The sequence below is a fragment of the Salinivibrio sp. SS3 genome (assembly GCF_001722105.1).
Taxonomy (GTDB): domain Bacteria; phylum Pseudomonadota; class Gammaproteobacteria; order Enterobacterales; family Vibrionaceae; genus Salinivibrio; species Salinivibrio kushneri.
The window spans coordinates 38,197-65,176 of sequence record NZ_MEBQ01000043.1; the positions used below are offsets into that span (position 1 = coordinate 38,197).

The 26,980-nt window shown below is 50.2% G+C and carries 26 protein-coding genes; 13 read left to right on the forward strand and 13 right to left on the reverse strand.

Going from position 1 to position 26,980, the window contains the following annotated elements:
* Positions 1 to 95: 95 nt before the first annotated feature.
* From BGL48_RS12020 to BGL48_RS12030, 3 genes are read right to left on the reverse strand one after another with little or no spacing between them, the layout of a single operon-like run.
* On the reverse strand, positions 96 to 890 hold the full coding sequence (locus BGL48_RS12020) for an ABC transporter ATP-binding protein (RefSeq protein WP_069362862.1): 795 nt from the start codon (positions 888 to 890) through the stop codon (positions 96 to 98).
* Positions 887 to 1,798 carry an ABC transporter permease gene (locus BGL48_RS12025; protein WP_069362863.1) on the reverse strand — a complete coding sequence of 304 codons (912 nt, stop codon included), beginning with the start codon at positions 1,796 to 1,798 and terminating at the stop codon, positions 887 to 889. The genes BGL48_RS12020 and BGL48_RS12025 overlap by 4 nt, the downstream gene beginning before the upstream one ends.
* A 24-nt stretch (positions 1,799 to 1,822) precedes the next feature.
* Positions 1,823 to 2,791 carry an ABC transporter substrate-binding protein gene (locus BGL48_RS12030; RefSeq protein WP_069362864.1) on the reverse strand — a complete coding sequence of 323 codons (969 nt, stop codon included), beginning with the start codon at positions 2,789 to 2,791 and terminating at the stop codon, positions 1,823 to 1,825.
* Between the two features lie 506 nt (positions 2,792 to 3,297).
* Between BGL48_RS12030 and nhaD the strand changes: the two genes are divergently transcribed.
* Entirely contained in the window at positions 3,298 to 4,728 is a 1,431-nt protein-coding gene (gene nhaD / locus BGL48_RS12035; RefSeq protein WP_069362865.1) for a sodium:proton antiporter NhaD, read from the forward strand.
* 110 nt (positions 4,729 to 4,838) lie between these two features.
* Here nhaD and BGL48_RS12040 read toward each other — a convergent pair whose 3' ends face one another.
* The 4 genes from BGL48_RS12040 to dctP are packed head-to-tail and all read right to left on the reverse strand — an operon-like array spanning position 4,839 to position 8,259.
* The gene (locus tag BGL48_RS12040; RefSeq protein WP_069362866.1) at positions 4,839 to 5,279 is read right to left on the reverse strand and encodes a universal stress protein; all 441 of its coding nucleotides are present in this window, start codon (positions 5,277 to 5,279) and stop codon (positions 4,839 to 4,841) included.
* 21 nt (positions 5,280 to 5,300) lie between these two features.
* Positions 5,301 to 6,584: a TRAP transporter large permease gene (locus BGL48_RS12045; RefSeq protein WP_069362867.1), complete on the reverse strand. Its 1,284-nt coding sequence runs from the start codon at positions 6,582 to 6,584 to the stop codon at positions 5,301 to 5,303.
* A gap of 16 nt (positions 6,585 to 6,600) precedes the next feature.
* Positions 6,601 to 7,176 carry a TRAP transporter small permease gene (locus tag BGL48_RS12050; protein ID WP_069362868.1) on the reverse strand — a complete coding sequence of 192 codons (576 nt, stop codon included), beginning with the start codon at positions 7,174 to 7,176 and terminating at the stop codon, positions 6,601 to 6,603.
* A 57-nt stretch (positions 7,177 to 7,233) separates the two neighbouring features.
* The gene (dctP, locus tag BGL48_RS12055) at positions 7,234 to 8,259 is read right to left on the reverse strand and encodes a TRAP transporter substrate-binding protein DctP (RefSeq protein WP_198533047.1); all 1,026 of its coding nucleotides are present in this window, start codon (positions 8,257 to 8,259) and stop codon (positions 7,234 to 7,236) included.
* A gap of 575 nt (positions 8,260 to 8,834) precedes the next feature.
* On the opposite strand from dctP, the gene ppiC reads away from it, so the two are divergent.
* From ppiC to BGL48_RS12090, 8 genes are all read left to right on the forward strand, one after another.
* Positions 8,835 to 9,116 (forward strand): peptidylprolyl isomerase PpiC, encoded by a 282-nt coding sequence (gene ppiC / locus BGL48_RS12060; protein WP_069362870.1) that lies wholly within the window; start codon positions 8,835 to 8,837, stop codon positions 9,114 to 9,116.
* Between the two features lie 151 nt (positions 9,117 to 9,267).
* Positions 9,268 to 10,404 (forward strand): GGDEF domain-containing protein, encoded by a 1,137-nt coding sequence (locus BGL48_RS12065; protein ID WP_077599692.1) that lies wholly within the window; start codon positions 9,268 to 9,270, stop codon positions 10,402 to 10,404.
* Positions 10,405 to 10,648: 244 nt separating this feature from the next.
* The gene (locus BGL48_RS12070) at positions 10,649 to 11,998 is read left to right on the forward strand and encodes an alpha-amylase family protein (protein WP_083238611.1); all 1,350 of its coding nucleotides are present in this window, start codon (positions 10,649 to 10,651) and stop codon (positions 11,996 to 11,998) included.
* A gap of 74 nt (positions 11,999 to 12,072) precedes the next feature.
* On the forward strand, positions 12,073 to 12,210 hold the full coding sequence (locus tag BGL48_RS16290) for a hypothetical protein (RefSeq protein WP_158014724.1): 138 nt from the start codon (positions 12,073 to 12,075) through the stop codon (positions 12,208 to 12,210).
* Between the two features lie 368 nt (positions 12,211 to 12,578).
* Positions 12,579 to 14,111 (forward strand): ABC-F family ATP-binding cassette domain-containing protein, encoded by a 1,533-nt coding sequence (locus tag BGL48_RS12075; RefSeq protein ID WP_069362872.1) that lies wholly within the window; start codon positions 12,579 to 12,581, stop codon positions 14,109 to 14,111.
* A 142-nt stretch (positions 14,112 to 14,253) separates the two neighbouring features.
* Positions 14,254 to 14,904: a hypothetical protein gene (locus BGL48_RS12080; RefSeq protein WP_255377409.1), complete on the forward strand. Its 651-nt coding sequence runs from the start codon at positions 14,254 to 14,256 to the stop codon at positions 14,902 to 14,904.
* Positions 14,904 to 15,659, forward strand: coding sequence for a DUF3307 domain-containing protein (locus tag BGL48_RS12085; protein ID WP_241824184.1), 756 nt, complete (start codon positions 14,904 to 14,906; stop codon positions 15,657 to 15,659). The genes BGL48_RS12080 and BGL48_RS12085 overlap by 1 nt, the downstream gene beginning before the upstream one ends.
* Before the next feature lie 204 nt (positions 15,660 to 15,863).
* Positions 15,864 to 18,026 (forward strand): S9 family peptidase, encoded by a 2,163-nt coding sequence (locus BGL48_RS12090; RefSeq protein WP_083238592.1) that lies wholly within the window; start codon positions 15,864 to 15,866, stop codon positions 18,024 to 18,026.
* 69 nt (positions 18,027 to 18,095) lie between these two features.
* Here BGL48_RS12090 and BGL48_RS12095 read toward each other — a convergent pair whose 3' ends face one another.
* Entirely contained in the window at positions 18,096 to 19,535 is a 1,440-nt protein-coding gene (locus BGL48_RS12095) for an MFS transporter (RefSeq protein ID WP_069362875.1), read from the reverse strand.
* A 217-nt stretch (positions 19,536 to 19,752) separates the two neighbouring features.
* On the opposite strand from BGL48_RS12095, the gene BGL48_RS12100 reads away from it, so the two are divergent.
* The gene (locus BGL48_RS12100) at positions 19,753 to 20,619 is read left to right on the forward strand and encodes an AraC family transcriptional regulator (RefSeq protein ID WP_069362876.1); all 867 of its coding nucleotides are present in this window, start codon (positions 19,753 to 19,755) and stop codon (positions 20,617 to 20,619) included.
* Positions 20,620 to 20,671: 52 nt separating this feature from the next.
* Here BGL48_RS12100 and BGL48_RS12105 read toward each other — a convergent pair whose 3' ends face one another.
* On the reverse strand, positions 20,672 to 21,439 hold the full coding sequence (locus tag BGL48_RS12105; RefSeq protein WP_069362877.1) for a siderophore-interacting protein: 768 nt from the start codon (positions 21,437 to 21,439) through the stop codon (positions 20,672 to 20,674).
* 166 nt (positions 21,440 to 21,605) lie between these two features.
* Between BGL48_RS12105 and BGL48_RS12110 the strand changes: the two genes are divergently transcribed.
* From BGL48_RS12110 to BGL48_RS12120, 3 genes are all read left to right on the forward strand, one after another.
* The gene (locus BGL48_RS12110) at positions 21,606 to 21,989 is read left to right on the forward strand and encodes a cytochrome b562 (protein ID WP_069362878.1); all 384 of its coding nucleotides are present in this window, start codon (positions 21,606 to 21,608) and stop codon (positions 21,987 to 21,989) included.
* A 34-nt stretch (positions 21,990 to 22,023) separates the two neighbouring features.
* Positions 22,024 to 22,770 carry a lipoate--protein ligase family protein gene (locus BGL48_RS12115; protein ID WP_069362879.1) on the forward strand — a complete coding sequence of 249 codons (747 nt, stop codon included), beginning with the start codon at positions 22,024 to 22,026 and terminating at the stop codon, positions 22,768 to 22,770.
* Between the two features lie 65 nt (positions 22,771 to 22,835).
* The gene (locus tag BGL48_RS12120; protein ID WP_069362880.1) at positions 22,836 to 23,567 is read left to right on the forward strand and encodes a glutamine amidotransferase-related protein; all 732 of its coding nucleotides are present in this window, start codon (positions 22,836 to 22,838) and stop codon (positions 23,565 to 23,567) included.
* Between the two features lie 93 nt (positions 23,568 to 23,660).
* Here the strand turns inward: BGL48_RS12120 and pcp are convergent, their stop codons facing one another.
* From pcp to BGL48_RS12140, 4 genes are all read right to left on the reverse strand, one after another.
* Positions 23,661 to 24,305, reverse strand: a complete 645-nt coding sequence (gene pcp, locus BGL48_RS12125; protein WP_069362881.1) for a pyroglutamyl-peptidase I — start codon at positions 24,303 to 24,305, stop codon at positions 23,661 to 23,663.
* A 74-nt stretch (positions 24,306 to 24,379) separates the two neighbouring features.
* Positions 24,380 to 25,519 carry a peptide-methionine (R)-S-oxide reductase MsrB gene (gene msrB / locus BGL48_RS12130; protein WP_069362882.1) on the reverse strand — a complete coding sequence of 380 codons (1,140 nt, stop codon included), beginning with the start codon at positions 25,517 to 25,519 and terminating at the stop codon, positions 24,380 to 24,382.
* A 120-nt stretch (positions 25,520 to 25,639) separates the two neighbouring features.
* Positions 25,640 to 26,350: an LrgB family protein gene (locus BGL48_RS12135; RefSeq protein ID WP_069363145.1), complete on the reverse strand. Its 711-nt coding sequence runs from the start codon at positions 26,348 to 26,350 to the stop codon at positions 25,640 to 25,642.
* Positions 26,351 to 26,356: 6 nt separating this feature from the next.
* Positions 26,357 to 26,788, reverse strand: a complete 432-nt coding sequence (locus tag BGL48_RS12140; RefSeq protein ID WP_046075946.1) for a CidA/LrgA family protein — start codon at positions 26,786 to 26,788, stop codon at positions 26,357 to 26,359.
* Positions 26,789 to 26,980: the final 192 nt, after the last annotated feature.

The following is a 26,980-nucleotide window of genomic DNA, read 5'->3' on the forward strand; positions in this document are numbered from 1 at the left end:
ACTGGCTATCACGAAAAATCTGGCAACCAGAATAGAAAATTGGGCGCTTATTCGGGAATAAGCGCCGTCTGTTGTCCTTGAAGTGAAAGGCTGTGTCAGCCGAGCAGCAAGCTGTCGTCGGCAAGGGTTTCGCCACGCACTTTGTTGAACATTTCCAGCAGATGTGGGACATCCATATTCTTGCGTTCATCACCGTGTACGTCGAGGACGATATTGCCTTGGTGTAACATCACGGTGCGATCGCCACAGGCCAAGGCATCTTTCATTGAGTGAGTGACCATCATCGCCGTGAGGTTAAACTCATTGACGATGGTTTTGGTCAAATCAATCACGAACGCCGCCATACGTGGATCCAGGGCGGCAGTATGTTCATCAAGCAGTAAGAGCTTACTGTCTGATAGAGTGGCCATCACCAAACTGACCGCCTGGCGTTGGCCTCCTGAAAGCAGGCCGATGCTGTCACCGAGCCTATCTTCTAGCCCTAACCCCAAAATCGCAATGCGCTCTTGGAATAATTGACGCCGTTTACTGCCCAGCGCACGTGTCCAGCCACGCCCTTTTCCGCGCCGAAAGGCCAGGGCTAAGTTTTCTTCAATGGTTAATGAGGCACAGGTGCCTGCAAGTGGATCTTGAAACACGCGCGCGGCGAGGGTGGCACGTTGGTGAACGGCTTTTTTCGTCACATCGATGTCGTCAATCATAACCTGACCACCAATCATCGGGGTTTCCCCTGTCACTGCCCCCAGCAAGGTCGATTTCCCCGCGCCATTGGAGCCAATGATGGTGACGAACTCTTTTTCAGGAATCGTGAGATTGACGCCTCGTAACGCGCGGTTCTCCAGCACGGTCCCAGGATTAAAGGTGACTTGAATGTTGTTAAGCGTGATCATCCTGACACCTCCGCCTGCTTGGCACGTTTCGACTTTTGATATTGCTGGCGCATTTTGGGTGCAATCAATGCGATGGCAACCAGTACCGCGGTCACCAAGTTGAGATCAGAGGCTTGTAAGCCAAACATGCCACTCGATAAGGCGAATGCGACGGCGAGACGATAGAGGATAGAGCCTAAAATAACCGCGATAACGGCCACCCAGACTCTACGCCCAGGGATCAGCGTTTGTCCCAATATCACCGCGGCGAGCCCTACCACAATGGTGCCGACGCCAGAGGTGACATCAGCAAAGCTATTGGTTTGTGCAAATAACGCCCCGGCAAAGCCGACAAAGGCGTTGGATAACGCCAGGCCAAAGTAGGTATACATCGCGGTACTCCCACCTTGCGCCTTTACCATGCGTGCATTGACGCCAGTGGCGCGTAGCCCAAGGCCGAAATCACTGGCTAATAAGCGGATCACGAGGAGGCCACTAATAATCACCAAGACACCCACCACTAAGGGGCGAAGATACGCTGGAGCAATCCCCAGTGATTCAAATGGTGTGAGGATGGTTTCTTCCCCGAGTAAGGCGATATTGGGGCGCCCCATGATGCGGATGTTGATAGAGAAAGCGGCAATCATGGTCAAAATACTCGAGAGCAAATTGAGGATGCCGCATTTTACGGTCAAAAAGGCGGTGACGAGCCCAGTGATCCCCCCGGCCAAAATAGCCACGGCCGTCGCTAGCCATGGGTTATAGCCGGCAACGATCATGGTTGCTGCAACGGCAGCGCCCATTGGGAAGCTGCCGTCAACGGTCAGATCGGGAAAATCCAAAACACGGAATGTCAGATAGACCCCGAGTGCGACCAAGCCATAGATCAGCCCAACCTCTAAGGTGCCGAAGAACGCAATTGCAGTCATTTACTACTCCAAGACTGATACAAACTAGTCTACGATGCGTGAGGCGCGATCTAAGAGAGACGCAGGCACCTCAAGGCCGAGTTTCTTAGCCGCTGCGCGATTGACAGCAAGGTCTGATCCTTCGGCCACTTTGGCTGGCAATGATGAAATCGGTTTGCCTTCCAGCACTGCGGCAACATAATCTGCGGTTTGTACCCCAACCGAGTAGTAATCAAAGCCTAATGCCGCTACTGCGCCGTTGGGAATATAAGACGTCGAGCCACCGATAACTGGTGTGTCCGCTGCGTTAGCAGCGGCGACTAAGCCATCAATAGCGCTAGCGACTGTGTTGTCTGTTGGGGCATAAATCACATCAGACTGTGTCGCCACGACCTGTGCGGCTGACTGGACGTCAGCACTTTTTAGTGCTGTCCCTTCGATCACTTTAATCCCATGTTGCTCAGCGGCTTCTTTTAGCAGCTCAACTAAGGTGACGGCGTTTGCTTCGCCTGGGTTGTACACCACGCCAATAGAAGAAAGGTTGGGTAAAAGTTCTTTGGCCAGTGCGACATGTTGTGCAACGGGAGAAAGATCAGACAGTCCTGTTACATTGCCGCTAGGGGCATCCATGTTTTTGACCAGCTTTGCGCCGACAGGATCGGTCACGGCGGTGAAAATCACTGGTACATCGCGGGTAGCGGCCGCGAGCGCTTGTGCAGAGGGGGTCGCAATTCCGACAAGGACATCCGGCTGTTCGCCGACATACTGGCGAGCAATTTGTACCGCAATCGCGGGGTTACCTTGCGCCGTTTGATATTTAAAATCGAGATTCTCGCCCTGGGTATAACCTTTGGCAATCAGGCCATCCAATAGACCATTGCGGGCGGCGTCAAGCGCAGGGTGCTCCACAATCTGAGAGACGGCGACACGCGCCGTTTCAGCCAGGGTGGAAGTGGTCGTTCCCACTGACAACGCAGCCGCGCAGACAACGGCCGCGAGTTTAGATGCTTTCATAGTGACTCCCTTCTTTGAACTGTGCATCCCAGCAAGATAGCAATGATGCGTTTGCGATGTTGTGTAAGTGTTATTTTTTGGTTTTTTCAATGAGGATGACTAAAATCATTCACTTTTTGTTTAAATCTAGTCGATTTTTGCCGACTATGACAGCGATTACCAACGAGTAAGTTGATATTATTAATCTTGACAGTAACCCATGTCACCTCTTTTTTACGGTTGAAACGTGCTTAGTAATAGACGTTAACGCCATATTTGTTAATATTATGTTCGTTTTTGTTCTGCGGTGTTCTATCCGTGCAAAATAAATAATTGATACATTGCACGATTGCCACAGAGCACGCTTTTTAAACTGTCTTTTAATGGTGAGAAAGGTGTCACTGCGCCGAGGCGACGCGATGTGTCTCTATGGTGGGTGGTCGGTCAATAAACAGTCGGAAACAGGCTGATTAACACGACGTAATTGTCATATCAGAAGTAAGGAAACAACATTTGGAGGCTCAAGGATGAAGCGTTTGGTTGCGGCGTTGGCGATGGTATCGCCAACGGCTTTTGCCGCTACAACAGGACAAGGGCTGGATTTAACTCAGTCCTGGGTGGGCTATGCGTCTTTGGCAATCTTTGCGGTTGCCTACAGCTTAGTGATGCTAGAGGAAAAGCTTCACTTGCGAAAATCGAAGCCTGTTTTGCTGGCGGCGGGCTTGATTTGGCTGCTCATTGGTTTTGCCTACTCGCAATGGGGCAATATGGCACCGGCGCATGCCGCGCTAGAGCACAATCTGTTGGAGTATGCCGAGCTATTGCTGTTCTTGTTGGTGGCCATGACCTACATCTCGGCGATGGAAGAACGGCGTTTATTCGATGGATTGAAAGCGTGGATTTTGAGTAAAGGCTACGATTTGAGAAGCCTGTTTTGGATTACTGGGATCCTATCGTTCTTTATCTCGCCAGTGGCGGATAACCTTACCACTGCGCTGCTGATGTGTACCATTGTGCTAAAAATTGGCGGTGATAACCCTCGGTTTATTAATCTGGCTTGTATCAACATTGTTGTGGCGGCAAACGCCGGCGGTGCGTTTAGCCCCTTCGGCGATATCACCACCTTGATGGTGTGGCAGGCGGGCAAAGTCACCTTTGCCGAATTCGGCGCTTTGTTTATTCCGTCTGTAGTCAACTACGTGATCCCTGCCTTTATCATGTCGCTCTTTATCCCGCGGACGCAGCCGGATGTGATGCAAGAGCATGTTGAGCTAAAGCGGGGCGCGCGCCGCATCATGGTCTTGTTCTTGCTCACTATCGCCACGGCGGTTGCTTTCCATGGCTTTATCCATTTCCCGCCGGTGATGGGTATGATGATGGGATTGGCTTATCTGCAGTTTTTTGGTTTTTATCTGCGCCGCACCCTGCCACGTTCGTTAGCGCGTAAACGTGCTATCGCTGAGGCGAAGAATGACGAAGCGGCATTACGTCGACTGGGGTCAGTGGTACCCTTTGATGTCTTCCGCCGCATTTCCCACGCTGAGTGGGATACCTTGCTCTTCTTCTACGGGGTCGTGATGTGTGTTGGCGGCCTTAGCTTGATTGGGTACTTATCGTTAGTCTCGAATGTGATGTATCTCGAGTGGAATCCTATTTGGGCGAATACACTGGTAGGGGTTTTATCTGCGGTAGTGGATAACATTCCGGTCATGTTTGCGGTATTAACCATGAGCCCTGAGATGTCCCACGGTAACTGGCTATTGGTGACGTTAACAGCGGGTGTGGGGGGGAGCTTGTTGTCCCTTGGCTCTGCGGCCGGTGTCGCGCTGATGGGGCAAGCCCACGGCAAATACACCTTTTTTGGCCACCTAAAATGGGCACCGGTGATTATGCTCGGTTACTTGGCCTCTATCGGTGTCCACCTGGTACTGAATAGTCATTATTTCCACATGCAATAAAAGCGCTGGAAATATTGAAAAAAAGGCCAGCATCTTTCGATGCTGGCCTTTTTCTTATTGTGATGACTGGGTGTGAACGACAACGTGTGAAAAAACGCCATCACAGGCGGTTAAACTACCATCGTAGGGCAATGTGCCCGCCCCGCCACACGATGGGAGACACTGCCAAGAAACATCCCGTCTTTGTCTGAGTGGGTGCCATGCGCGCCCATCACAATCAAATCAACCTCTTTGTTTTTGGCAAACTTAATAATGGTTTTGGAAGGGCGCCCGCCTTTGACAAACCCGCGTACACTTTCGCCACCGTTCTCTAGCGCATGTTGTTTGGCTTGCTCAACGATGTTGCGCGCGTATTCGCTCAGGGTCTGATCTGGGATTTGCAACCGATCGGGGCGAACCATCGATAGTGACGCCTCAAACAAACTGTGATGTTTAAACACACACAATAAGTAAAGTTCAGCATGAGTGAGTTGTTGCAACTCAATCGCTTTATCTAACGCATTTAACGCAGAATATGAGCCATCGACGGCAACCAATATTCGTTTAAACATCCAATTACTCCTGTTGTTTAGTTACCCAAACGCGATATCACGTAGGAATAACGCAATCTGCGGGAACATCACCAATAGCGCGGCTGATAGAAGCAGCATGGCGATAAATGGCCCCGTTCCTCGGATAACTTCCCAATAGGGTTTTTTGAAAATCGCAATAGCGGTGAAAATATCACAGCCAAACGGAGGCGTTGCTGAGCCGATCGCCACTTGTAAGGTGATCACAATCCCGACGTGCACAGGATCAAGACTAGTGGCTTCTATCGCAGGTGCAAATATAGGCGTGAGCACCAGGATCACCACAATCGGATCAACGAACATACAGGCGACAAAAAAGGCAATGGAAATAGAGGCTAGCACGCCCATCGGACCCATTTCACTTATCCCGACTGCCTCGAGAATAGTTTGCGGGATTTGCGCGAAAGAAATGATCCAAGAAAAACCGTTGCCCACGCCGACCAGAATAAAGACCACAGCCGTAATTAAGCCTGTTGAGCGTGCGATGGTGAACACATCTTTGCTGCTAAGTGAGCGAAAGACACCAAATTCCAAGATCATCGCATAAAGCACACACACCGCGGCCGCTTCTGTGGGACTAAAGACACCGCCATAAATCCCGCCGACGATGATCAGTGGGAACATCAGTGGCCACAAGGCTTTTCGGGTAGCGGTAATCCGCTCACTCCAGCTCGCTTTAGGCTCAGTCGGCACTTTGTGGACAGTGGCGTAATACAAGCAGTAGAGCGAGAAAAAGGTCAGAATCATCAATCCAGGGCCGATCCCAGCGATAAACAGTTCGGCGATAGAGGTTTCTGAGATCACCCCGTAAATGATCATCCCGATGCTGGGAGGAATCAAAAAGGCGATATCACTGGAGTTGATGATTAACGCGAGCGAAAAAGAGTCGCTATAGCCGGCTCGAAGCAGCTTTGGACGCAATGCCGAGCCAACGGCCACCACGGTTGCCTGTGTTGAGCCAGACACGGCACCAAACAGGGTACACGAGGTGGCGGTACTGATCGCCAACCCGCCGCGAATATGACCAATAAAGGTCATGACCATATCAATCAATCGGTTGGCGGATTGCCCCCGCGTCATAATGTCGGCGGCGAGAATAAACATAGGAACAGCAATCAGTGAGGCAGGGCGGATGCCTCCCAGCACTTGCTGAATAAACGTGTCCATTTGACCCACGCCGCCAAACATCATGTAAAAACCGGTTAGCGCGGCAGTAATCAAAGGGACCATCATTGGAAAGCCAAGCACAAGCAAGACAATCATGATGAACATTAACGTCATGGCCATAGTGGTAGGTGCCTATTTAAACTTCACTTTCTGTCTCAGCGTAACCATCGAGGACGCCAGCGGAGAGGTAAACATCGGGCGAGGTGAGATTTTTATAGACAGTCAACCCGTACTGAATGCCGGTGACGATAAAGCCCAGTGGTACCCAGATATAAATCCACCAAATCTCGAAGCCAAGTGCTGGCAAAATACGACCGCGGTCATAAACGGAGACAATGTATTGATAAGAAAAATACGCCAACACCAGCATGATAAGGCCTGTGATCAGCGCGATGCTTGTCATTAAGATTTTTCTGCCTTTGAAAGGCAGGGTGTCATACAGAGCAGACATACGAATGTGGCGACCATGTCTCGCCGCGTAGCCAATCCCTGCAAAGGTGATTAAAACAATTAAAATACGATTGATTTCGCCAGAAAAAAACAAGCCCTGCCCAAAACCAAAGCGTGCAATAACGTTAACACAGGTATTCAGGGCCATTAGGAGCACACCAGCGGCCAACATGAAGGATTCGATTTTACAAATCAGGGTATCCAATTTGCCAAGAAGGCCAGGAAGCTCGGAGTGGTACGTGAGAGAGTCGGAATCGGTCATTACGCATTCCTCAGGTAAAACAGGCACCGTGTGACACGGTGCCTGAGTGATTAGCGACTAGTTAGTAACAGCGTCCAAGTCTTTCTTAAACTGGTTAAGAAGGGCTTTGCCGCTTTCGCCAGTCATTTCGTAGAAGGTTTCCTCTACCTGTGGCGCACGTGCTTTAAACTTCTCGATTTGCGCATCAGTCAAGCGAGTCACAGTGACTTCATCACTCGACGATTTGATTTTCTCGAGTGATTCATCAGCCAAGCCGCGGATGTGTTCAACGGTTTGGTTAAATGCATAGTCAGCGGCATCACGGATCATCGCTTGCTCGTCGGACGACAAGCCGTCAAAGAAGTCCTTATTTGCCATTGAGGCGGTGGTAAACCAGCCGTGGTGCGTAAAGATTAGGTTAGGTGATACTTCATACAAACCGCCTGACTCAATCCAGAAAATTGGGTTTTCTTGACCTTGAATCATATTGGTTTGGAGTGCACCGTATACTTCACCCCATGGCAATGGCGTTGGCGTTGCACCAAAGGCTTCATACGTCGATGAAAGCAGTGGGTTAGTCATGACGCGAATTTTCTTACCTTGAAGATCGGCAGGCTCAGTCACAGGCTCGTCCGCTGTCATCACCATCTCGCCTTCAGGATACATTTTGAGCAGCTCGAGACCTTGCTCTTCATACAACTCTGGGAAGTCTTCATTCACCGCTTTACTCTGACGGAAGAACTCAATCACGGTTTCCATATCCGTCGGCATCAGGTAAGGGATAAAAAAGATTTGTGCTTCTGGGATCAACGAACCGGTAAAGCCAGGTGATTGGTTAACAAACTGAAGGATACCTGCCTGCGTTTGTTCCATGATGTCGTCGGATTCACCGAGTTCACCGAAACGATAAATTTGCAGCGTATGCTCAGAGTTGTCCTCAATATACTCCTTGAACTTGTGTGCATAGACGTCTTGCACGTCACCTTCGTACTCCTCGTGGGCATAACGCCAAGTGTCGGCATTGGCCATGGCTGAGAAGCCTAGTGCGGCGGCAACGCATGAAATTGCAGTCAATTGCTTAAGGTGGCTGTAAATGGACATCATGTCCCTCCGATATGTGGATTAGCTTTCACTCGTGGTTAACGAGAGTGTGATTGAGATCTGTTTCTCATCGAGTGAGGTGGCAGTACGTGCCTGTCTCTCCTATACCCGTAAAAGCATCTGCCGATGTTTTTAAACAAATAGCAGATAATACAGACAGCTTAACCATCAGAGGTGTAAATATTAAAGTCAGATGAATATCAATGTGCCAGCAGTGTGACTTAGATCTCTTTTTGATGCTTTTTGTGATGATAAACGCTGCTTTCTCCAATCTGTTTTTTACATCAAAATGCGATCAAATCAGCGTTTTAAGAGATTTTTTAGCCATGGCGGCGGAAAGAAATTAAACGCACTTGGTTATGACGAAACTGAATAGAGCTGGCAGCGAAAAGGCCGGAAAGGGGGACTTTTATCTATTTTATCCTTCCACCCCTAATGAATTTTCGCCGGCTTTTCGCGCAACGCCTCTCTCGCCTAGACTCACTCCCTCTGCATCGATTGTGGTCGCCTTATTATGGCTGTTATCCAGTAACAGAAATCCGGTATACTGAGCGGCTTTAATTTGACGAGATAGCTCGATGGCCAAGAAAGCAGCAGCCCTTCATATATTGGTGAAGGATAAGTCGCAAGCAACCTCTTTGCTTGATCAGCTTAAAAAAGGGGCAAATTTTCAAACGCTCGCGAAGAAGCACTCGCAATGCCCGTCGGGTAAGCGAGGCGGTGATCTAGGCGAATTTCGCCGCGGTGACATGGCACCGCCTTTCGATAAAGCCGTTTTCAGTGGCGAGTTATTGCGCCCGCTTGGGCCGATAAAAACTAAATTCGGCTGGCATATCATTAAAGTCTTGTATCGCAACTAATCCTATCGCTCACGATCGGTGAATAGCGCAAGCACGCCGAAACTGTCATAAAGATTAATCGCCATAAATTGAAGCCGCGCACATTGATTACCGGTAAACGGCCACGGATAAAGTGGTAAAATCGAAGTGCGCCCTAATTAACGTATCGCTGATGTTTAAACTTGATGCACCGACACTGCTCATTACGCTGACTGCAATCCAATGGCTGCTAGCGGGTTTTTTGTTGGTACAAAATCGTAAAGAACCTGGTATCAATGGGTGGGCGGTGTCCCTGTTTATCCATGGTTTTAGCAACCTATTCTTATTTGCCCGCCCGCACCTTCATCCTTACATCGGGATCGTTTTTTATAATGCTTGCGTGATGGTGGCCTTTTCGTTTAGCCATTGGGCGCTGGGACAAATTTTTGCGCGCGACGTACCGCGTTGGCAGTTGATGCTACCTGTTATTCTGTCCGTGATATTTATGGCATCGCACCTTGATGACATCGGGAGTCGCGTGGTTTACGCGAGCTTGATCGTCAGTATGCAGTTAGGGCTGATGACACGAACCATTGTGAGTAGTACGAACACCGGCGGCCAGCGTTTAAAGCGTTGGCTGATGATGGTGATGGGGGGATTCAGTGCTGCTTATGTTGGCAGAGCGACATTTGCCCATCTCTATCCTGATCTATTTACGCAACTGCTGGGTACCTCGCTAATACAAGCAGGGCTGATTCTATCGGGCATCGCCTATAGCGTGATTAACACCCTGATTATCTTTCTGTATAAGCTGGAGCGCGTGCACGAGAAGCTCCACCGCGAAGCGACTCGAGATAGCTTAACCGGACTGTTTAATCGCCGCGCCTTTTTGGCGAGAGCGAAACGGCGTGTTGAGACCGCCGCTTTTCCAATCAGTGTTTTGATGATTGATTTGGATGACTTTAAAGCCATCAATGACTCATTCGGCCACTCGGTCGGCGACAAAGTACTGATACATTGTGCTGAGACTTTTGAGCAAGTCGTTGATGATAATGGGATTGTCGGACGCTTGGGGGGAGAAGAGTTTGCGGTCGTGGTGCCTTACTGTGATAGTGCTAGTGCGCAACAGTTATCGGCAGAACTGCTCCGCGCGGTTCAAAACAGTGGCTCAGCGCTTGAAATGACCCTCTCTGCCAGCATCGGGATGACCACCACCACCGAAGCGCTCGATATTGATTGCTTGTTAGCCCAAGCTGATGATGCGCTTTATCAGGCTAAGCATGGAGGAAAAAACACGTTCAAAGTGTTCCCCCTACGCTCTATTCCTTAGCCAAAGCGGGTAGCTAACCCACTTGAAGGCCCAACGCTGCTTTCCCCTAACCGCTATGAAGTCCGGTACACTGGGTAACGAGCGTGCCTGTCCCTTAGCTAAACACCCACTACGCCTTACTTATCATCCTTACACAAGCGGACAAAGGAGGAGGGCGGCACGTATATAGCGTTTATAATTTTGGTCATTGAATAAGCCCATCTACAACGGAAACACGGTGATGCGCGAACGCGATAAGGAAGATATGAACGGTTTACAAGACACCCAATCATCAAGAGCCAACGTTATCTTGCATGCTTTTGATTGGAAGTACGCGGATATTGCCCAGCGCGCGGCGGAGATTAGGGCGTTAGGATATGGCTCGGTGCTGGTGTCCCCTCCGATGAAAAGCGAGCAAGATGAACGTTGGTGGCTTAGGTACCAGCCGCAAGATTATCGTGTCATTGAAAATGCGCTCGGAAACACAACGGATTTCAAAGCCATGGTGGCAGCGTTAAATCGTGTTGGTGTGTTTACGTACGTCGATGTGGTTTTCAATCATATGGCCAATGAAGCGCACGCTCGCACTGACTTGAATTATCCCAGCCAAACGGTGATGGCAACCTATCAAGCACATGAAGAGCGCTATCGCGAACTGACATTGTTCGGTGATTTATCTCAGCCACTGTTTACTGAGCAGGACTTCGTTGATGCGTTTGGCATACAAGATTGGAAGGACACCTGGCAAGTACAAAACGGGCGTATTAGCGGTGGGCCCAGCGATCCAGGGTTACCAACACTGCGAGTGTGTGATCATGTGATCGCTCAGCAACGTGCTTACCTTAAGGCGTTGAAAGCAATTGGTGTCAAAGGGTTTCGGATTGATGCGGCTAAGCACATGACCTTAGAACACCTCAAACGCGTGTGGACCGATGATATTACCCATGATGCGCATATTTTTGGTGAAATCATCACCGACGGTGGCGCAAGCAAAGAAGAATATAAACTCTTTCTGGCTCCCTATTTACAAGAAACATGTTTAGGTGCCTACGACTTTCCGCTGTTCTCAACGCTTTATCAGGCGTTTTCCAACCAAGGCAGCCTCAAATCATTGATTGACCCTTATTGCTTCGGCCAAGCCTTATCGAAAGGGCGTGCAATCACGTTTGCCATTACCCATGACATTCCCAACAATGAGGTTTTCTTGGATTTGGTGATGGACGAAGCGAGCGAGTGGCTGGCTTACGCGTATATCTTGGGGCGTGATGGTGGCGTGCCACTGATTTATACCGATCTTGATACCAGTGGTATCAAAGGGGGAGACGGCCAACCACGCTGGCAAAATGCGTGGAAAGATCCAAAGATGGTGCAAATGATCGCCTTCCATAATTTGACCCATAGTGAGCCCATGCGTGTCTTGGAGGCGACCGATGACTGGTTGGTGATTCAACGGGGAGAGGCAGGCATATTGGTGTTAAATAAATCCCTGGAGCCGCAATCACTCTCAGTGACGCTGGAAAATGATTGGCGCGATATGCTAACGGGCGTCACGGTCTCGAGCGAGCAGGGCATTGATGTCGCCGCCCAATCGGCAATGATGCTCGTGCCGGCGTAATGCTGTTGCGAGCGGCCATTCTATTGGCGATAAAGTACTGATTCATTGTGCTGACGTGTTCGAACCAGTGATTGATGGTCAAGGTGTTGTTGGCCCAAGCCGATGATGCGCTTTATCAGGCGAAGCATGATGGAAAAAATACCTTTAAAGTGTACGTCTCGGCACTGGAAAGCGTCCCTCATGACGCAGAGCATATACCTAATATCGCTTGATGTGTGTATCAAGGCTGTATGTATAGGATTGACTTCACCTCCTCGGTTTATTACTCTCCGTCGCTCATGTTGATATTTCGACTCTCTATTATGGCTTATATTCTATTTAAGAACTTCGTAAGAAGGCTGGGCTTCGCGCAAATACACGATGAAGTGTTGCTCGGAGCTTAACATCAAATCTTCATCAGGTATTGTCATACGCCATCCGCGTAGGGCTCTCAGTATCTGATGTAAAGGCGCGATAGAGAGGTAGGCCGGTGATGCTTCATCACCGGCCTTTTTGCATTCTGATCACAGCAGAATGCATTCATTTTAATGATGACGAAAGGCCGGTACTTGTTACCGGCCTTTTTTTATGGAAAAGAAACATGAGTTTATTAGTGATTGAAAACATCTGTTTTCAAATTGAGGAAAAAGTGTTGTACCAAGGTGCGAGCGTGGTGCTACATCATGGTGAACATGTTGGCGTGACGGGTGCGAACGGTGTGGGGAAAAGTACCCTGTTAAAAATGCTGCAAGGGGAACTGCTGCCGGATAGTGGCGAGATTGTTTGGCAACCGAATATCCAAGTCGGTTATTTAGACCAGCATTTAACGATCGACCCAACACTGTCTATCTATGACTTTATGGCGTTGGCATATCGCGATCTTGTGGAGGTTGAGCGAGCGTTAAATGCTATCTACGCATCGATGTCGGTGGACACGTCAGACGCGGTGCTTGCCAAAGCGGCACGACTGCAAAGCCAATTAGAGGCACAAGATTTTTACCGTATCTCTCATCGTATTGAACAGGTAGCGGCTGGGCTGGGGATCGCGCCATTGGGCATGCAAACCGCAATGGGCCAGTTGAGTGGCGGTCAACGGCATAAAGTGATGTTGGCAAAACTACTGCTTGAACAAGCCGAGGTGATGTTACTCGACGAGCCGACGAACTTCCTCGACGCTGAGCACGTTGCTTGGTTGGCGGAGTTTCTGAACCACTATACGGGTACCTTTATGGTGGTGTCACATGATGAGGCTTTCCTTGAGTCGATCACGACAGCGATTGTTGATATCGACCAGAGCAAGATACGCAAATACAAAGGATCGTATCAGCAAGCGATGGCACAAAAAGCGCAGCAAAGTGAAACACAGCACAAGCAATACGTCGCACAGCAGAAAAAAATGGATAAGTTGGCCACGTATATTCGCAAGAACGGCGCAGGTGTGAATGCGCGTATTGCCAAGGGGCGCAAGAAACAGCTTGCGAAAATGGTGCCGATTGAAAAAAAACAGACGCGTGAGTCGATAAGCTTTGCGTTCCAATACAAACCATTAAGGTCGCAACATGTCTTGGCCGCCAAGGGCTTGCAGATTGGCTATCGAACGCCGCTTTTGCCTCCACTGTCACTTCAGATTCAACGGGGCGAAAAAGTCGCGATTATTGGCTTCAATGGCTTGGGCAAATCGACATTGTTAAAAACCTTATTGGGAAAAATCCCTGCACTACGGGGCCACATTGACACGGCAAACGGCATAAAGTGGGGGTATTTTGAGCAAGGCTTACAATGGCGCTATCCGGAAAGCTCTCCGGTTCAGGCCGTGTGTGGGGTGGGCGGCCAGCTCACAGATAAAACCGCGCGCCAGAAACTGGCTGAATTTGGTCTCAGTGGTAAAAAGGCGGTGCGGCCATTGCGTAGACTGAGCGGGGGTGAGCAAACCAAAGTAAAGCTTTGTTGTTTAGCCGTGATGGCAACCAATGTACTGGTGTTAGACGAGCCCACCACACACCTTGATGTCGATGCAAAAATGGCATTGCAACACGCGCTTAAAGCGTATGCAGGCACCGTGATTGTGGTGTCTCATGAGCCACAATTTATCGAGCACTGGCCGGATAAGGTGATCGATATGACCCAGCTTTAGTCCCCTGCCTCGTTAGTAACGGCCACGTCAGTAACGGCGAGGTCGCGTGATGCGGCCTCGCTTATCTTTTTGCTATTTATGGGTAAATTTGTATTTTTTGCCAAAAAAGGCTAAATTTGACGGAGTTGGTGAACAAGGATGAATGATGGTGACAGAAAGCAAGGCACCCATTGCGGTGATCAGTGGCGATCTGGTGGATTCGACTGCCTTAAATCGAGATGAGTATGAGCGAGTACTCGCGCAAATCAAAACCATACAAGCCCATATTTCACAAGCGCATCGCGCTAATCAGCACAGCATTATACGCGGTGATGAGTTTCAATCTGTGATCCATGATGTGGCGAACGCGCTTCATTATGTCGTGATGTATCGTGTTGCCATCAAAGCACTGGGAAAACCGTTTGATTGTCGCATCAGCTTTGCGATTGCTGAGCAAGCGGATTTGCGTGAGGTGGTGTCAGAGTCAATGGGGCAGGCGTTTGTGCTATCTGGTCGTGGCTTAAAAGCAATGAAACACCAGCAGCTGGTCTTTTTCTGCGCCAATACCGATCTTGAAGACAGATTTGCGTTGCTGATCCGTTATCTTGACCGGCAACTCAGCGGTGTGACATCTCGTCAATGCGAAATGATGTTGCCTTTATTACAGCGTGATCAACCACTTGCGTACGGCGAGTTAGCGGCCGCGCTTGGGGTCGCGAATGCAACCGTGAGTAAGTCCCTTAAAGCGGCGGGCTGGGAGCTTATCGAGGTATTGTTGGCCGAGTTTCAGCAAACTGTGGGGGCACACGTATGATGGCCTTCCTTTCTTTGCTGGTTCCCTTGTTACTGACCCACCTTATTTATGATTTCTATCTACAGCCTACGAATTGGTGGACGAAATCGACACCACGCGCGCGAATAATGGATTGGACGGTAGGACCGCTCCTCTACGGTTTATGTTTACTGGTGCCTGCGGTGTTTTGGACTCAAAACATCTCGCCGCTGTTGGGCGTATTGGCGGTTGGCATAATCACCAAGCGCGTAGTGGCCGTGCTTGATGGTCAACTTGTCGCGCAGTCATCACTGGTCCGTTTCACGGTGAGCCAAGGCATACACCTTGTGGTACTAGGGCTAATTGCCCTGAGTTTTGTGGCGCAGCCGCCTTGGGTTGGACTGACCGAGATGCCTCTGTTTAGCGAGGTCGTCGTAATTGGCACGGGCTATTTATTGATCTTAAAGCCGACATCAGTATTGATTGGTCATGTGTTACAGCGCTTTACGGTTACGTTGGACTCACCCTCTGATCATCAACACGATTATCATGGCCTCGTGGCTGCGGGGGCGTTGATTGGCTATTTAGAGCGTATTTTGATCCTGACCTTTACCTTGCTTGGCAGCTATACGGCCGTCGGTTTTGTCCTGGCAGCCAAGTCGATTTTCCGCTTTGGTGAGCTGACGCGTTCTGCCGATCGCAGCCTAACCGAATACGTTTTAATTGGTTCGTTATTGTCGGTAGTGATCACGACATTAGTGGGCGTTGTGATCACACAAAGCCTCACTTTGCTATAATTAGCCTTTTATAGCTAAAAGATAAGAATTAGCTTTTTTAGGCTTAAAACATGGACTGGTATTAAGAAACGATGCGTCAGCCAATCGTTTGACGAACGATAAAAAGAACATTATTGATTGGAACTTGCTTGATGCCCTCAGGTCAGTAAAGAGATACTTGTTTGTTAAATTACTGTTATGGCTAAATAAACCTGAAGGAAAAGTATGTCCCGACACATTTTACTCACCGGAGCACTGGCGGTGTCTTTGCTCTCAGGGTGCAGTTTTCAAGGAGAGTCACACGTGAAAGCTTCCAGCCCAGGCGAACTGAGTGCGCCTGTCGCGAAAAAAATCCCTCATGAAATGACCATTCACGGCGACACGCGCGTAGACAACTATTATTGGATGCGTGACGATGCACGCCAAGATCCCGATGTGATCGCCCATCTTAACCAAGAAAACGCCTATGCCGATCAGGTGCTCGCGCACACTGAGCCAATGCAGGCCAAACTATTCGATGAAATCAAAGGGCGTATCGTCAAAGACGACGCCTCAGTTCCCGTCAAAAAAGGCAGTTATTTCTATTCCAGCGAAGTGGAAGGCGATAATGAGTACCGTACTTACGTGCGTGCGAAAGACTTTGCCGGCACCGACAAAACGGTAATTTTGGATGTCAACGCGCTCGCGAAAGGGCATGAGTTTTACAGCATTGGCCAACTCAGTGTCAGCCCAAACGAAAACCTATTAGCCTATGGGGAAGATACCCTTAGCCGCCGCGTTTACACCATTCAAGTCAAAGACCTCACCACCGGTGAGTACCTCGATGATAAGGTTGAAGGCGCGTCGAGCAGTATTGTGTGGCAGAACGACAACCAAGCCTTTTACTACATCAAAAAAGATCCGCAAACCTTGCTAGGGTTTCAGGTGTATCGCCACCGTTTGGGCACCCCGCAATCCGCTGATGCGTTAATTTACGAAGAAACGGATACCAGCTACTACACCGGCTTGAGTAAAAGCAAAGACGGTGAGCAAATCTTTATTTGGCACTCCAGCACCGAAACCAGCGGTGTATCGCTCGTGGATGCTAATGATCCAAATGCCACCGCTCAAGCGTTTTATCCACGAGAAACCGGCATCGAATACGATGTTGCCAAGCGCGGTGAGTGGTATTACATCTATACCAACTACCAAGCGGTGAACTTCCGCTTAATGAAGGTACATCAAAGCGAGCGTGACGATCGCAGCCAATGGCAAGATGTGATCGCGCCAAATGATAAAGTGCAGCTGGTTGATTTCACCTTGTTCGACAACCACTTGGTCTACGAGCAGCGCGAAAATGGCTTGCCGCGTACTACGGTGCGTAACCTCACCACTGGAGAGGAATATCAGCTCACGTTTAACGATTCGGCCTATGCGTCTTACCTGACCGGCAATGCGGAAATGGACAATACCGCCGTGCGCGTGTATTACACCAGCTTGACCACACCGGGCACTTATTACGAGTTTGACTTGGCGTCGGGCGAGCGTGAAATGCTCAAACAAAACCAAGTGCTGGGCGATTTCAATCCGGACAACTACCAGTCAGAGCGGGTGATGATCACCGCGCGCGATGGTGCGAAAGTCCCTGTGTCTTTGGTGTATCGTAAAGACCGTTTCAAAAAAGACGGCACCAATCCACTCTATCAATACGGCTATGGCTCCTACGGCGCTACCATGGATCCCATGTTCTCCACCACGCGTTTGAGCCTGCTAGATCGCGGTTTTGTCTTTGCGATTGCCCATATCCGTGGCTCTGAAATGCTAGGTCGTCCTTGGTATGACGATGGTAAAAAGCTTACCAAAAAGAATACCTTTAACGACTTTATTGATGTGACCAAAGCGCTGACTGCGCAAGGCTATGGCGATAAAGACAAGGTATTTGCCGTCGGCGGCTCAGCCGGTGGCTTGTTAATGGGGGCGATCATCAACCAAGCGCCAGAGCTGTATTTAGGGGTGGCCGCGCATGTGCCGTTTGTGGATATTGTCACCACCATGTTGGATGAGTCGATTCCGCTGACCACTAACGAGTATGACGAGTGGGGCAACCCCAACGACAAAACTTACTACGAGTACATGCTCAGCTATTCACCGTACGACAACGTCAGCGCGCAAGATTACCCCAACTTGCTGGTCACCACAGGCCTGCATGACTCACAAGTGCAGTACTTTGAGCCAATGAAATGGGTCGCGAAATTGCGAGAGCTGAAAACCGATAACCATACGCTGGTGTTTAAAACCGACATGGAAGCCGGCCACGGCGGCGCATCGGGGCGCTTTAAGCGGATTAAAGAAGATGCATTGGAATATGCCTTCTTCTTTGATTTGCTCGATAAGCAGGATGAACAATAGCTTGCCATAGAGTGTATTGACTTATGGTTGAGGTATGAGCCTCAACCATAATGATTGGCGTGTGGCAGTTTATGATGCAGCTTTGGTTTTTAGTTCCTCTTTCATGAGCCGTACTGCTGGTATTGCACATAATAACGTGACCAGGGTTAAGCCCATCAGTACTGGCTGAAATGAACCCGAGTGTGCGCCCTGCACATACAGTATCGCGACTATCGCCGGTCCGACAGAGGCACCCAGCAAGGTTAGGAGCCGTGATAACGCACTGGCATCCGGGGTTTGTGTTGGCTCCAAGTCATGATAAGCATGCGACATCCCCAACAAGGTCAACAACCCAATCCCGGCCCCACGCAGAACCATGATCAACGCGATGAGGGGATCGCTTCCCTGAATGCCCGGCCATAGAAACGGCACGGTTCCCATAACAGCAAGGCTGCAGCCCAGCAACGCGGTATTCCCGACGCCAAGCCGCTCACACAGGGTTTTTAGGTGGGGACGGGAAACCAACGCCCCAAGGCCATGCGCGCCGACCCACACACTGGCCAGCCATTCACTGTGTCCAAATCCCTGAATAAACATCAGGGGCAGCGCAAATAGCCCACCGTAAAAACTGATACTCGAGAGAAATAGCAAACCCATTGAGGCACTAAAGGATCCCACGCTAAAAACTTTTAACCGGATGAGCGGCTGCTGGCTTCGTTTTCGTGTATGCCGCACAAACAGGAGCAACAAACTGGCACCGATAAAAGATGCTCCTCCAGTTTCAAGCCAATGCCCCCCTCCCTGGTGGCCGAGATCAGACAAAGACGACAGGCTGTACATCAATAAGACCAGTGCCGGCGCGAGTAACATAAATCCAAGTCCGTCGAACCGGTTGTTCGCCTGTGAGGACGCGTCGCTAGGCTGCCGCACTTGCTGAAAGTCATCATTGGTAATCATCACCCAACCCAGCACAATGCCCACCAATCCAATTGGCAGGTTGATATAGAAAATCATTCTCCAGTCGCCAATATGAAGGAGGTACCCCGCCAGAAGCGGCCCGGCGATCGGGGCCAGGACTGTCGGTACCGCCATCGTCGCCATCGCTGTTTTCAGCAATGGTTTACCCACGGTTTGGACCAAAACGGTCTGCATCACGGTCATTAGGATCCCGGCCCCGACTCCCTGTACAGCGCGGCTCACCAGCAGCCAGTTGATTGTTGGCGAGACTGAACACAATCCAGAGCCTACAGTGAAAACCACCAGTCCGGTGATCCAGAATGTTTTCGCCCCCCACTGCCGGGTTGCCCAAGCACATACCGTCACCGTCACGGCAGCAACCAGGGTATACAGCACAGAAACCCACTGTATTTGGGTGACGGACGCTGAGAGGCTGGTGGACAGGTCCGGCAGGGCCACCCCCAGAATCGTGGCATCTATCAGTGGTAAACAAACCCCGAAGATCAAGCTGACGATGACCCAACGCTGCGCTTTGCTGAACATAGTGTTTTCACTATTGTTTGCGTTTTTCATGTTAAGCCTCCATTGCTAACAGTCGTTGTGCTATATCGCCCTGGGCTCGTCTTATGCTCTGAAGTTGAAGTAGATAACTGACTCATGTCTCACTCATATAATTGTTTATAAAAGAAAAGTGTGTTTTGCTTGCATGGTCGGAGCTCGATGACTCTCCATGTCAATATTCTCGAGTTACTATTTATACTAGGAATGGAACTGAGTGAATTTCGTATATATGGCAAAAAGTATCGATAATCAGTCAATCCGCCATGATCCGTCCATGGAGCCCATGACGCATCTGGATTTGAACGAACAAACGCCGATCCGGGCAATCGCCAAACAGGTCGTTGAGCGGGCGGAAGTCGAGCTTCATCACCACCCCTGGGGACAGCTGGTGTTCTCTGATACTGGCGTCGTGCAGGTCAAAACCCCGCAGGTTGCGTACTTGGTGCCGCCGCAACATGCAGTCTGGATCCCCCCTGGTGTTGCCCATGACTCTTCACTACTTGAAAAGGCAGAAATATTCTCGGTCTATATGTTCCAAACTAATTGTTACTTTCACGGCGAAACATGGCGTAAAGAGTGGGGAGTCTGTCGCTGTTTTCAGGTCAGTACTTTGCTCAGTGAATTAGTCAGGCGTATTGCAACTCAGACGACCGAAAAGATCGGAGAGCAGACATACAGTGCAATGTGCACACTCATAAGCTCAGAAGTGAGGCAAGCTAAAAAAGTCGCTCTTGGCCTACCGATGCCAGAAGATAAACGGTTGCGACATTTATGCGACTTATTTCTTCAGTCACCGTTACAAACGACAACACTGTCTGCCCTCGCGGGTCAAGTAGGCGCAAGTGAGAGCACGGTGGCGAGGCTATTTAGACAGGAATTACAAATGACGTTTAGGCAGTGGAAACATCAAGCTCTTTTGTCGAAGGCTATCGATATGGCGGCGATGAGAGTGCCAACGGGTATCATAGCCCAAGAGCTGGGCTATGCGACTCATAGTGCGTTTTCTTATATGGTAACGTCTTTGGTTGGTAAGCCACCTAAAGCATTTTTATATCAAGATAAAAATGACGATAGTACGCCTAAAATGAACAAGTAGCGTGTTTTACCATTCTTTTTACAAGACCTTAGTTAAAGGTGAGGGTCTCGATTTAACATTGTCTCTCCGCATCTTCACGCTTGATCACCTTGTGGCCTTCTTCAGTCACGCCATTTTTCCAATAGCTGCTGATGTAGATAAATTCACGCTCGACGTCATGGTCATTGCGGAAATATTGGCGCATTGCGCGCATGCTTTCAAATTCACAGGCACACCACACGGACACTTGCCCGGCTAACCAAGGCTGTGCTTTTACCGTTTCGGCCAATGTCGGGGTGGTTAGCCAAATAATCTCCATGCCTGCGGGGGCGTCGAGTGGTTGGGCATCTTCCGCGGTATCGAGCTGGATCACCGCATAGCCTTTGGCATCGCGAGGTAGGGTTTTGATCTTGGCTGATAGTGCCGGCAACGCGGTCATGTCGGCAACCATAAAGAACCAATCCGCGTCGCGATTAATCGGCGCAATCGTTCCAGGGCCGGCAATGTTAATGGTATCACCCACTTGGGCATTCAGCGCCCAGCGCGCGGCAAAGCCACAGTCGGTTCGTTCGATTTGGTGGCGAACCATATCCACTTCAATTTGCTGCTGATCAGGCATAAAGCGGCGAATGGTGTAGGTGCGCATCACGGGGCGCTCGCCCTCAGCTACGCTACTGAGATCAGTGCGTCCCGCTTTATCAAACAGTAACTTGATATAGCCGCCTTCACAGTCAGCGGGGAAGTTCGCGAATGCGTCGCTTTGTAAGGTCAAGCGTTGCATATTGGGTGTGACGGTTTGGGTATCGATAACGTGAGTGAGGTGATAGTTTGGCTGTTTCATATTATCTAACTTAAAATCATTATCATTTACAATTAATCATACCATCTGGATGCGGGATGTGTAAGTGCTTTACATTGTTTTACGCTTCCATGCTAGGCAATGCGCCGAGAAGTGAGTAAGATACAGACGCATTATTATTACTAAAAAACAATCACATGGAGCGAAAATGAAGAAAGTCATACTCACGGGCGCGATGGCGGTGCTGCTGTCGTTGAGCGTTTCAGCCTCTGAGCTTAAGCCGATCATGAAAGAAATGAAAATGACCTTCAAAGAAGCCGCCAGTGCACAAAGCATTGAAGCCATGCAAGCACCGGTCGCGAAATTAGAAACCTTGGTCGCGCAAGCCAAAGCCGGCAGCTACCCACCAGAAAAAGCGGATACCTTTATGGAAGGGTTCGATAAACTGGCGGTGACCCTGGATGAGATTGAGACGGCGCTTAGCCAAGGTGACCTCGACCAAGCAAAACAAGGCATGCGCCAAATCGATGCCTTGCGTGAAGAGTACCACGACAAACGCAACCCAAGCATTTGGCAGCGTTTATTCGGTTAATCGCGCAATTAGTGAACGAGACGACAGCGAGGGCATGACGGTGACTCAAAAAACGATTCTGCGCTATCCCTCGCTGTCGGTAGCATCTGCATTTGAGAAAGAGCAGGCGCTGATCCACCGAGTAGAGCAGGGCGAACTCAATGAGGCATTACTGCTTTGGCAGCCAGATGCGCAAACCTTGGTACTGCCAGCGGGGCAAAAATGGCCCCAAACGCCTGAATTACGCCGCGCATTATCGTCGTTAGGTTGGCAAGTGCAAAGCCGACGGACTGGCGGCGCGCCGGTGCCGCAACTGCCCGGCATGATTAACGTGTCTTACCTGACGGTGTGGCCGGCTAACACGCCGTATCATATCCAGACGGCTTACCAGTATTTTTGCACCATTTTACAGTCTTTTTTCCATCAGTTAGGCATTACGACCACGGTGGGTGACACGCCCGGATCGTATTGTGATGGTGACTACAACCTCAATATTGCCGGCAAAAAAGTGGTGGGAACCGCCCAGCGTATTCTTCATTTAGGCGCGGGGGCAGACGCCGGCGAGACCAAACAAACCGTGATGCTGGCGCAAGCGTGCCTGCTGATTGATGCGGATTGTCAGCACATTGTTGCCCCCGTGTCGCTGTGTAATCAGCTTTGTGGTCACGCCGAACGCATTGAGGCCGAGGTGCATACCCCATTATCCGCGCACCTAGGTGAACTGCCGACAACCGAACAGCTATTTCAGTTGCTGACTCAAGCGTTTGTGGCGCGCCCGCCACTGGTAGTGGGCAAGGCTTGAGGCCGACGCTCAATATAGTATGCTTAGCCGCAATCGTGCGTAAAACAAATCCCAAGGAGTGAGGAATGCGCGTCCATCTTGTTATTCACGAGGCGTTTGAAGGCCCTGGTGCTATTTTAGATTGGTGTAATGAGCGTGCTTATCATGTGACCACCAGTCATTTGTATCGGGGCGAGCCATTGCCGGAAAGCGGTGAAGGCATTGATCTGCTGGTGGTACTCGGCGGACCGCAAAGTCCAGATACGCCACAGTCTGAGTGCCCCCATTTTGATAGCCAGCGCGAGCAAGCGCTGATTAAGCAGTGTATCGAGCAAGGTAGTGCGGTATTAGGGATTTGCCTCGGTGCGCAACTGATTGGTGAAGCCTTGGGCGCACCGTATCAGGCAAGTCCTGAACCCGAGATTGGCTACTTCCCCATCCAGTTAAGCGAAGATGGCCACATCGACGAGCACATTCCGCACTTCGCACCGCAAGAAATTGTGGGCCATTGGCACCATGATATGCCGGGGCTGACACCAAATAGTCGTGTACTGGCTAGCAGCGAAGGCTGTCCGCGCCAGATCGTGAAGTACGGACCACGGGTGTATGGCTTTCAATGCCACCTTGAGTTGACGCCTCTGGCGGTTGAAGGCTTATTGCACGCCGCCTATCCAGAGGGTGAGGCCGCTGACAAGCGCTTTATTCAAGACCCTGCCTCCATTCGCGCCTTTGATACGGCACCGATGAATGCGCACTTGTTTGCTTTTCTCGATAGCGTGCTGACTGACAACGATCTCGTCACTGAGTGGCTGTTTTAAGCAATTAGGTTAGGAGCACGGTAGCCGCCACTGTGCTCCACTTACTAAGCGTCATTATTTGAGCTTCATCGTCTGAGCGCCATCTACCTCGTGTTAGTGCAACATGCCTTCACACACGGCGGTGACATCATCATCCAATAAACTCAACTCGATGGCTATCTTCATTGCTGCCACCACATCAGCCACCGGCATGCTCGGGGCGCGGTGCTTGCACGCTTGTGCTGGGCTGTAGGGAATATGAATAAAGCCGGCGCGTACCTCGGAATGATGAGCCAGCGCATGCATCAAGCCATAAAACACCTGGTTACACACAAAGGTGCCCGCGGTGTAAGATACACTGGCGGGATGATGGGCTTCGTTTAACGCGTTAACTAAACGGTTGAGGGGCAAGGTAGAAAAATAGGCATTGGGCCCAGATGACACCACCGGCGTACCATGCGGCTGCTTACCGGCGTTGTCGGGAATGGGCGCGTTCTGATAATTGATCGCCACCTTCTCAAAGCTTATCTCGGCGCGGCCACCGGCTTGGCCAAGGGCGATCACCATCACCGGACTGAGCGATTCTAGCGCGCTGTGTAACGTCGGTAAGCTGTCTTCAAAGGTGCAGGGCAGCCGGACGGCTTTAACGATGCACTCCTCATTGGGCTGCCAGCCTTCTAATGCTTTTGCCACTTGCCAAGACGGGTTATCGCTCTCGCCGCCGAAGGGTTCAAATCCGGTTATCAATATCGTATGCATCCAATGCCTCGCGTAAAAAAGCGGTAGAGCTGTACTCTACCGCAGGTTTTCAAGCCAATCACGCAAAGGTTGGTTTATTCAAACAGATAGAGATAATCCTCATAACCCGCCTCGGCCATTTTATCGACGGGCACAAAGCGCATCGCGGCTGAATTCATGCAATAGCGCAAGCCAGTGGGTGCGGGACCATCCTCAAACACATGGCCAAGGTGCGAATCGGCGACTTTGCTGCGGACCTCGGTGCGCGTGTAGAACAGGGAGTTATCCGGCTTGGTAACCACATACTGCTCATTAATGGGCTGCGTAAAGCTCGGCCAGCCGGTACCGGATTTGTATTTATGGGTGGAGGAGAACAGCGGCTCACCCGAAACGATATCCACATAAATTCCCGCTTGCTTGTTGTCCCAATACGGGTTTTGGAACGCAGGCTCAGTGCCGTCTTCTTGTGTGACCTCGTATTCCATGTCTGACAACATCGTGCGTATTGTTTCATCCGAGGGGCGCGAGTAGCGGGTGTTCGTTGATGTCGTATCCTCCGCTTTTTGCGCATCAATCATCTCACGCAAGGTGACCGGATTGTCTTTGCGATCATCACCAAAAATCTCGTCCAGATACTGGTCACGCCCTGATGCATAGCGGTAGTAGCTATAGCGAATGCTGTGGTTTTTGTAGTAATCCTGATGATAACTTTCTGCTGGCCAGAATTTTTCAAACGGGATCAACTCGGTTTTCAGCGGCTTTTTAAACACGCCTAACGCTTCAATTTCCGCCATAAAATCCGCGGCAATTTGTTTTTGTGTTTCAGAGCGATAAAAGATCGCGGGACGATATTGCGGGCCACGGTCAACGAACGAGCCTTGGTCATCGGTGGGATCGATATGACGGAAAAACTGATCCAGCACCTGTTCATAATTCACGATGTTAGGGTCATAGGTGACATCAATCACCTCAATATGCCCACTGGTGCCGGACGAGACCTCTTTATAGGTGGGGTTTTCAAGCTCACCGCCTGAGTAGCCAGACACCACATCAATTACGCCGTTGAGCTTTTCAAGGTCGGCTTCGGTACACCAAAAGCAGCCGCCAGCAAGGGTCGCCTTTTGATAGCCTTGGGCTGAGGTGGCGGTATCTTTCACCGCCGCATAACTCGCTATCGATAGCAAACTGAATACTGTGAACGCGATGACTCGCCAAATTGACTTACGCTGTTTCATTATTGCCTCGTTATTAGAGTTGGTGAGAATCAAGACCTGCGCGCCAAGCACAAACTTTCATCCTCTCCCACTTTTCTGTTGTTACAGATAACGTAGCGCAGAAAAGCCCTTAGCGATCACCTACCAAAGGAGCTGACCCAACACAGGTGCAAGCAACACAGTGACCATACCGGCAATCATCATTACCACGCTCGACACTACTCCTTCGGCATTACCGATTTGATAGGCTTTAGCGGTGCCCGCTCCGTGTGCCGACGCGCCCAAACTTGCGCCGCGTCCTAAGCGCGAGCGAATCGCAATCACGGTCAGAATACTTTCACCAATCGCCATGCCAATCACCCCAGTGAGAACCACAAATAGCGCGGTGAGGTCGCTTTGCCCGCCAATCGCTTTAGTGGCTTCTACGGCAAAAGGGGTAGTGATTGAGCGCATCGCCAAACTGCGTTGCAGCAGTTCAGACAGCTCAAACACCCGTGCTAGCACCACAGTACTGGTAATCGCGACTAGCACCGATACAGTCACACCTATCGACAGTGACAACCAATGGCGGCGGATGAGCGCGCGGTTATCATACACAGGGATCGCAAACGCCACGGTCGCTGGGCCCAGCAGCCAAAGCAGCCAGTAAGATTGCGCCATGTAGTCTTGATACGGGATCTTAAACCCAACCACCACCGCGACAATCAGCAAGGGCGCGAGTAACAATGGCATCACCAGAATGGAGGGGTGGCGGCGATACAGCCATTTGCTCATGTAATAAAAGCCGAGGGTCATTAAAAAGCAGGTAACGCTTAATAACGAGGCATGAAGCCAAGCAGGTAAAGTAGACATCATGGCTTAGCACTCCGGTTTTAGATCAGGGTGGTGTGTGTGGTGGTGGTTACTGCGGCGGCGCGCCATTTTAACCTCAAAACGATACACCTTATCGACCACCCAAGCGGTTGACGCAATCACCATCGCGGTACTTAAAATCAGTACAACCATGATCTTACCGCCCTCTTGCAGCAATAAATCTTGGTAGTTGACCACCGCCACCACCGCCGGCACAAAAAACAGCAACATCTCCGCTAACAGCCACGCTGCCCCGCGGCGCAACCAATCGGCACGGACAATTTTCAACATTAATGCGCCTAACAACAGCAACATACCGGTGAGGTTGGCCGGTAATGGAATAGCAAAGGTTGTGACCAACCAATCAGACAAGAACCAAATGCCTGCTAAGACAAAGACTTGCAGTAAGGTAAGTAAGGCGTTTTTAATCAATTGCATCGAAGGCGAGCCAAGAATTTGTGAGATGGCTCATAGTTTACGTCTTGGTAGAGAGTGAATAAAGTGACTTTTTTTTATTTAAACTATGCCAAAATGGAATGATTTGTTGAGCGATAAAGCTGCGTTAGCGACGAACCAGTCCCGTGAGGAATCAGTTTTTCGTCATGCATGCCTAGCACTAAAAGTGAAACT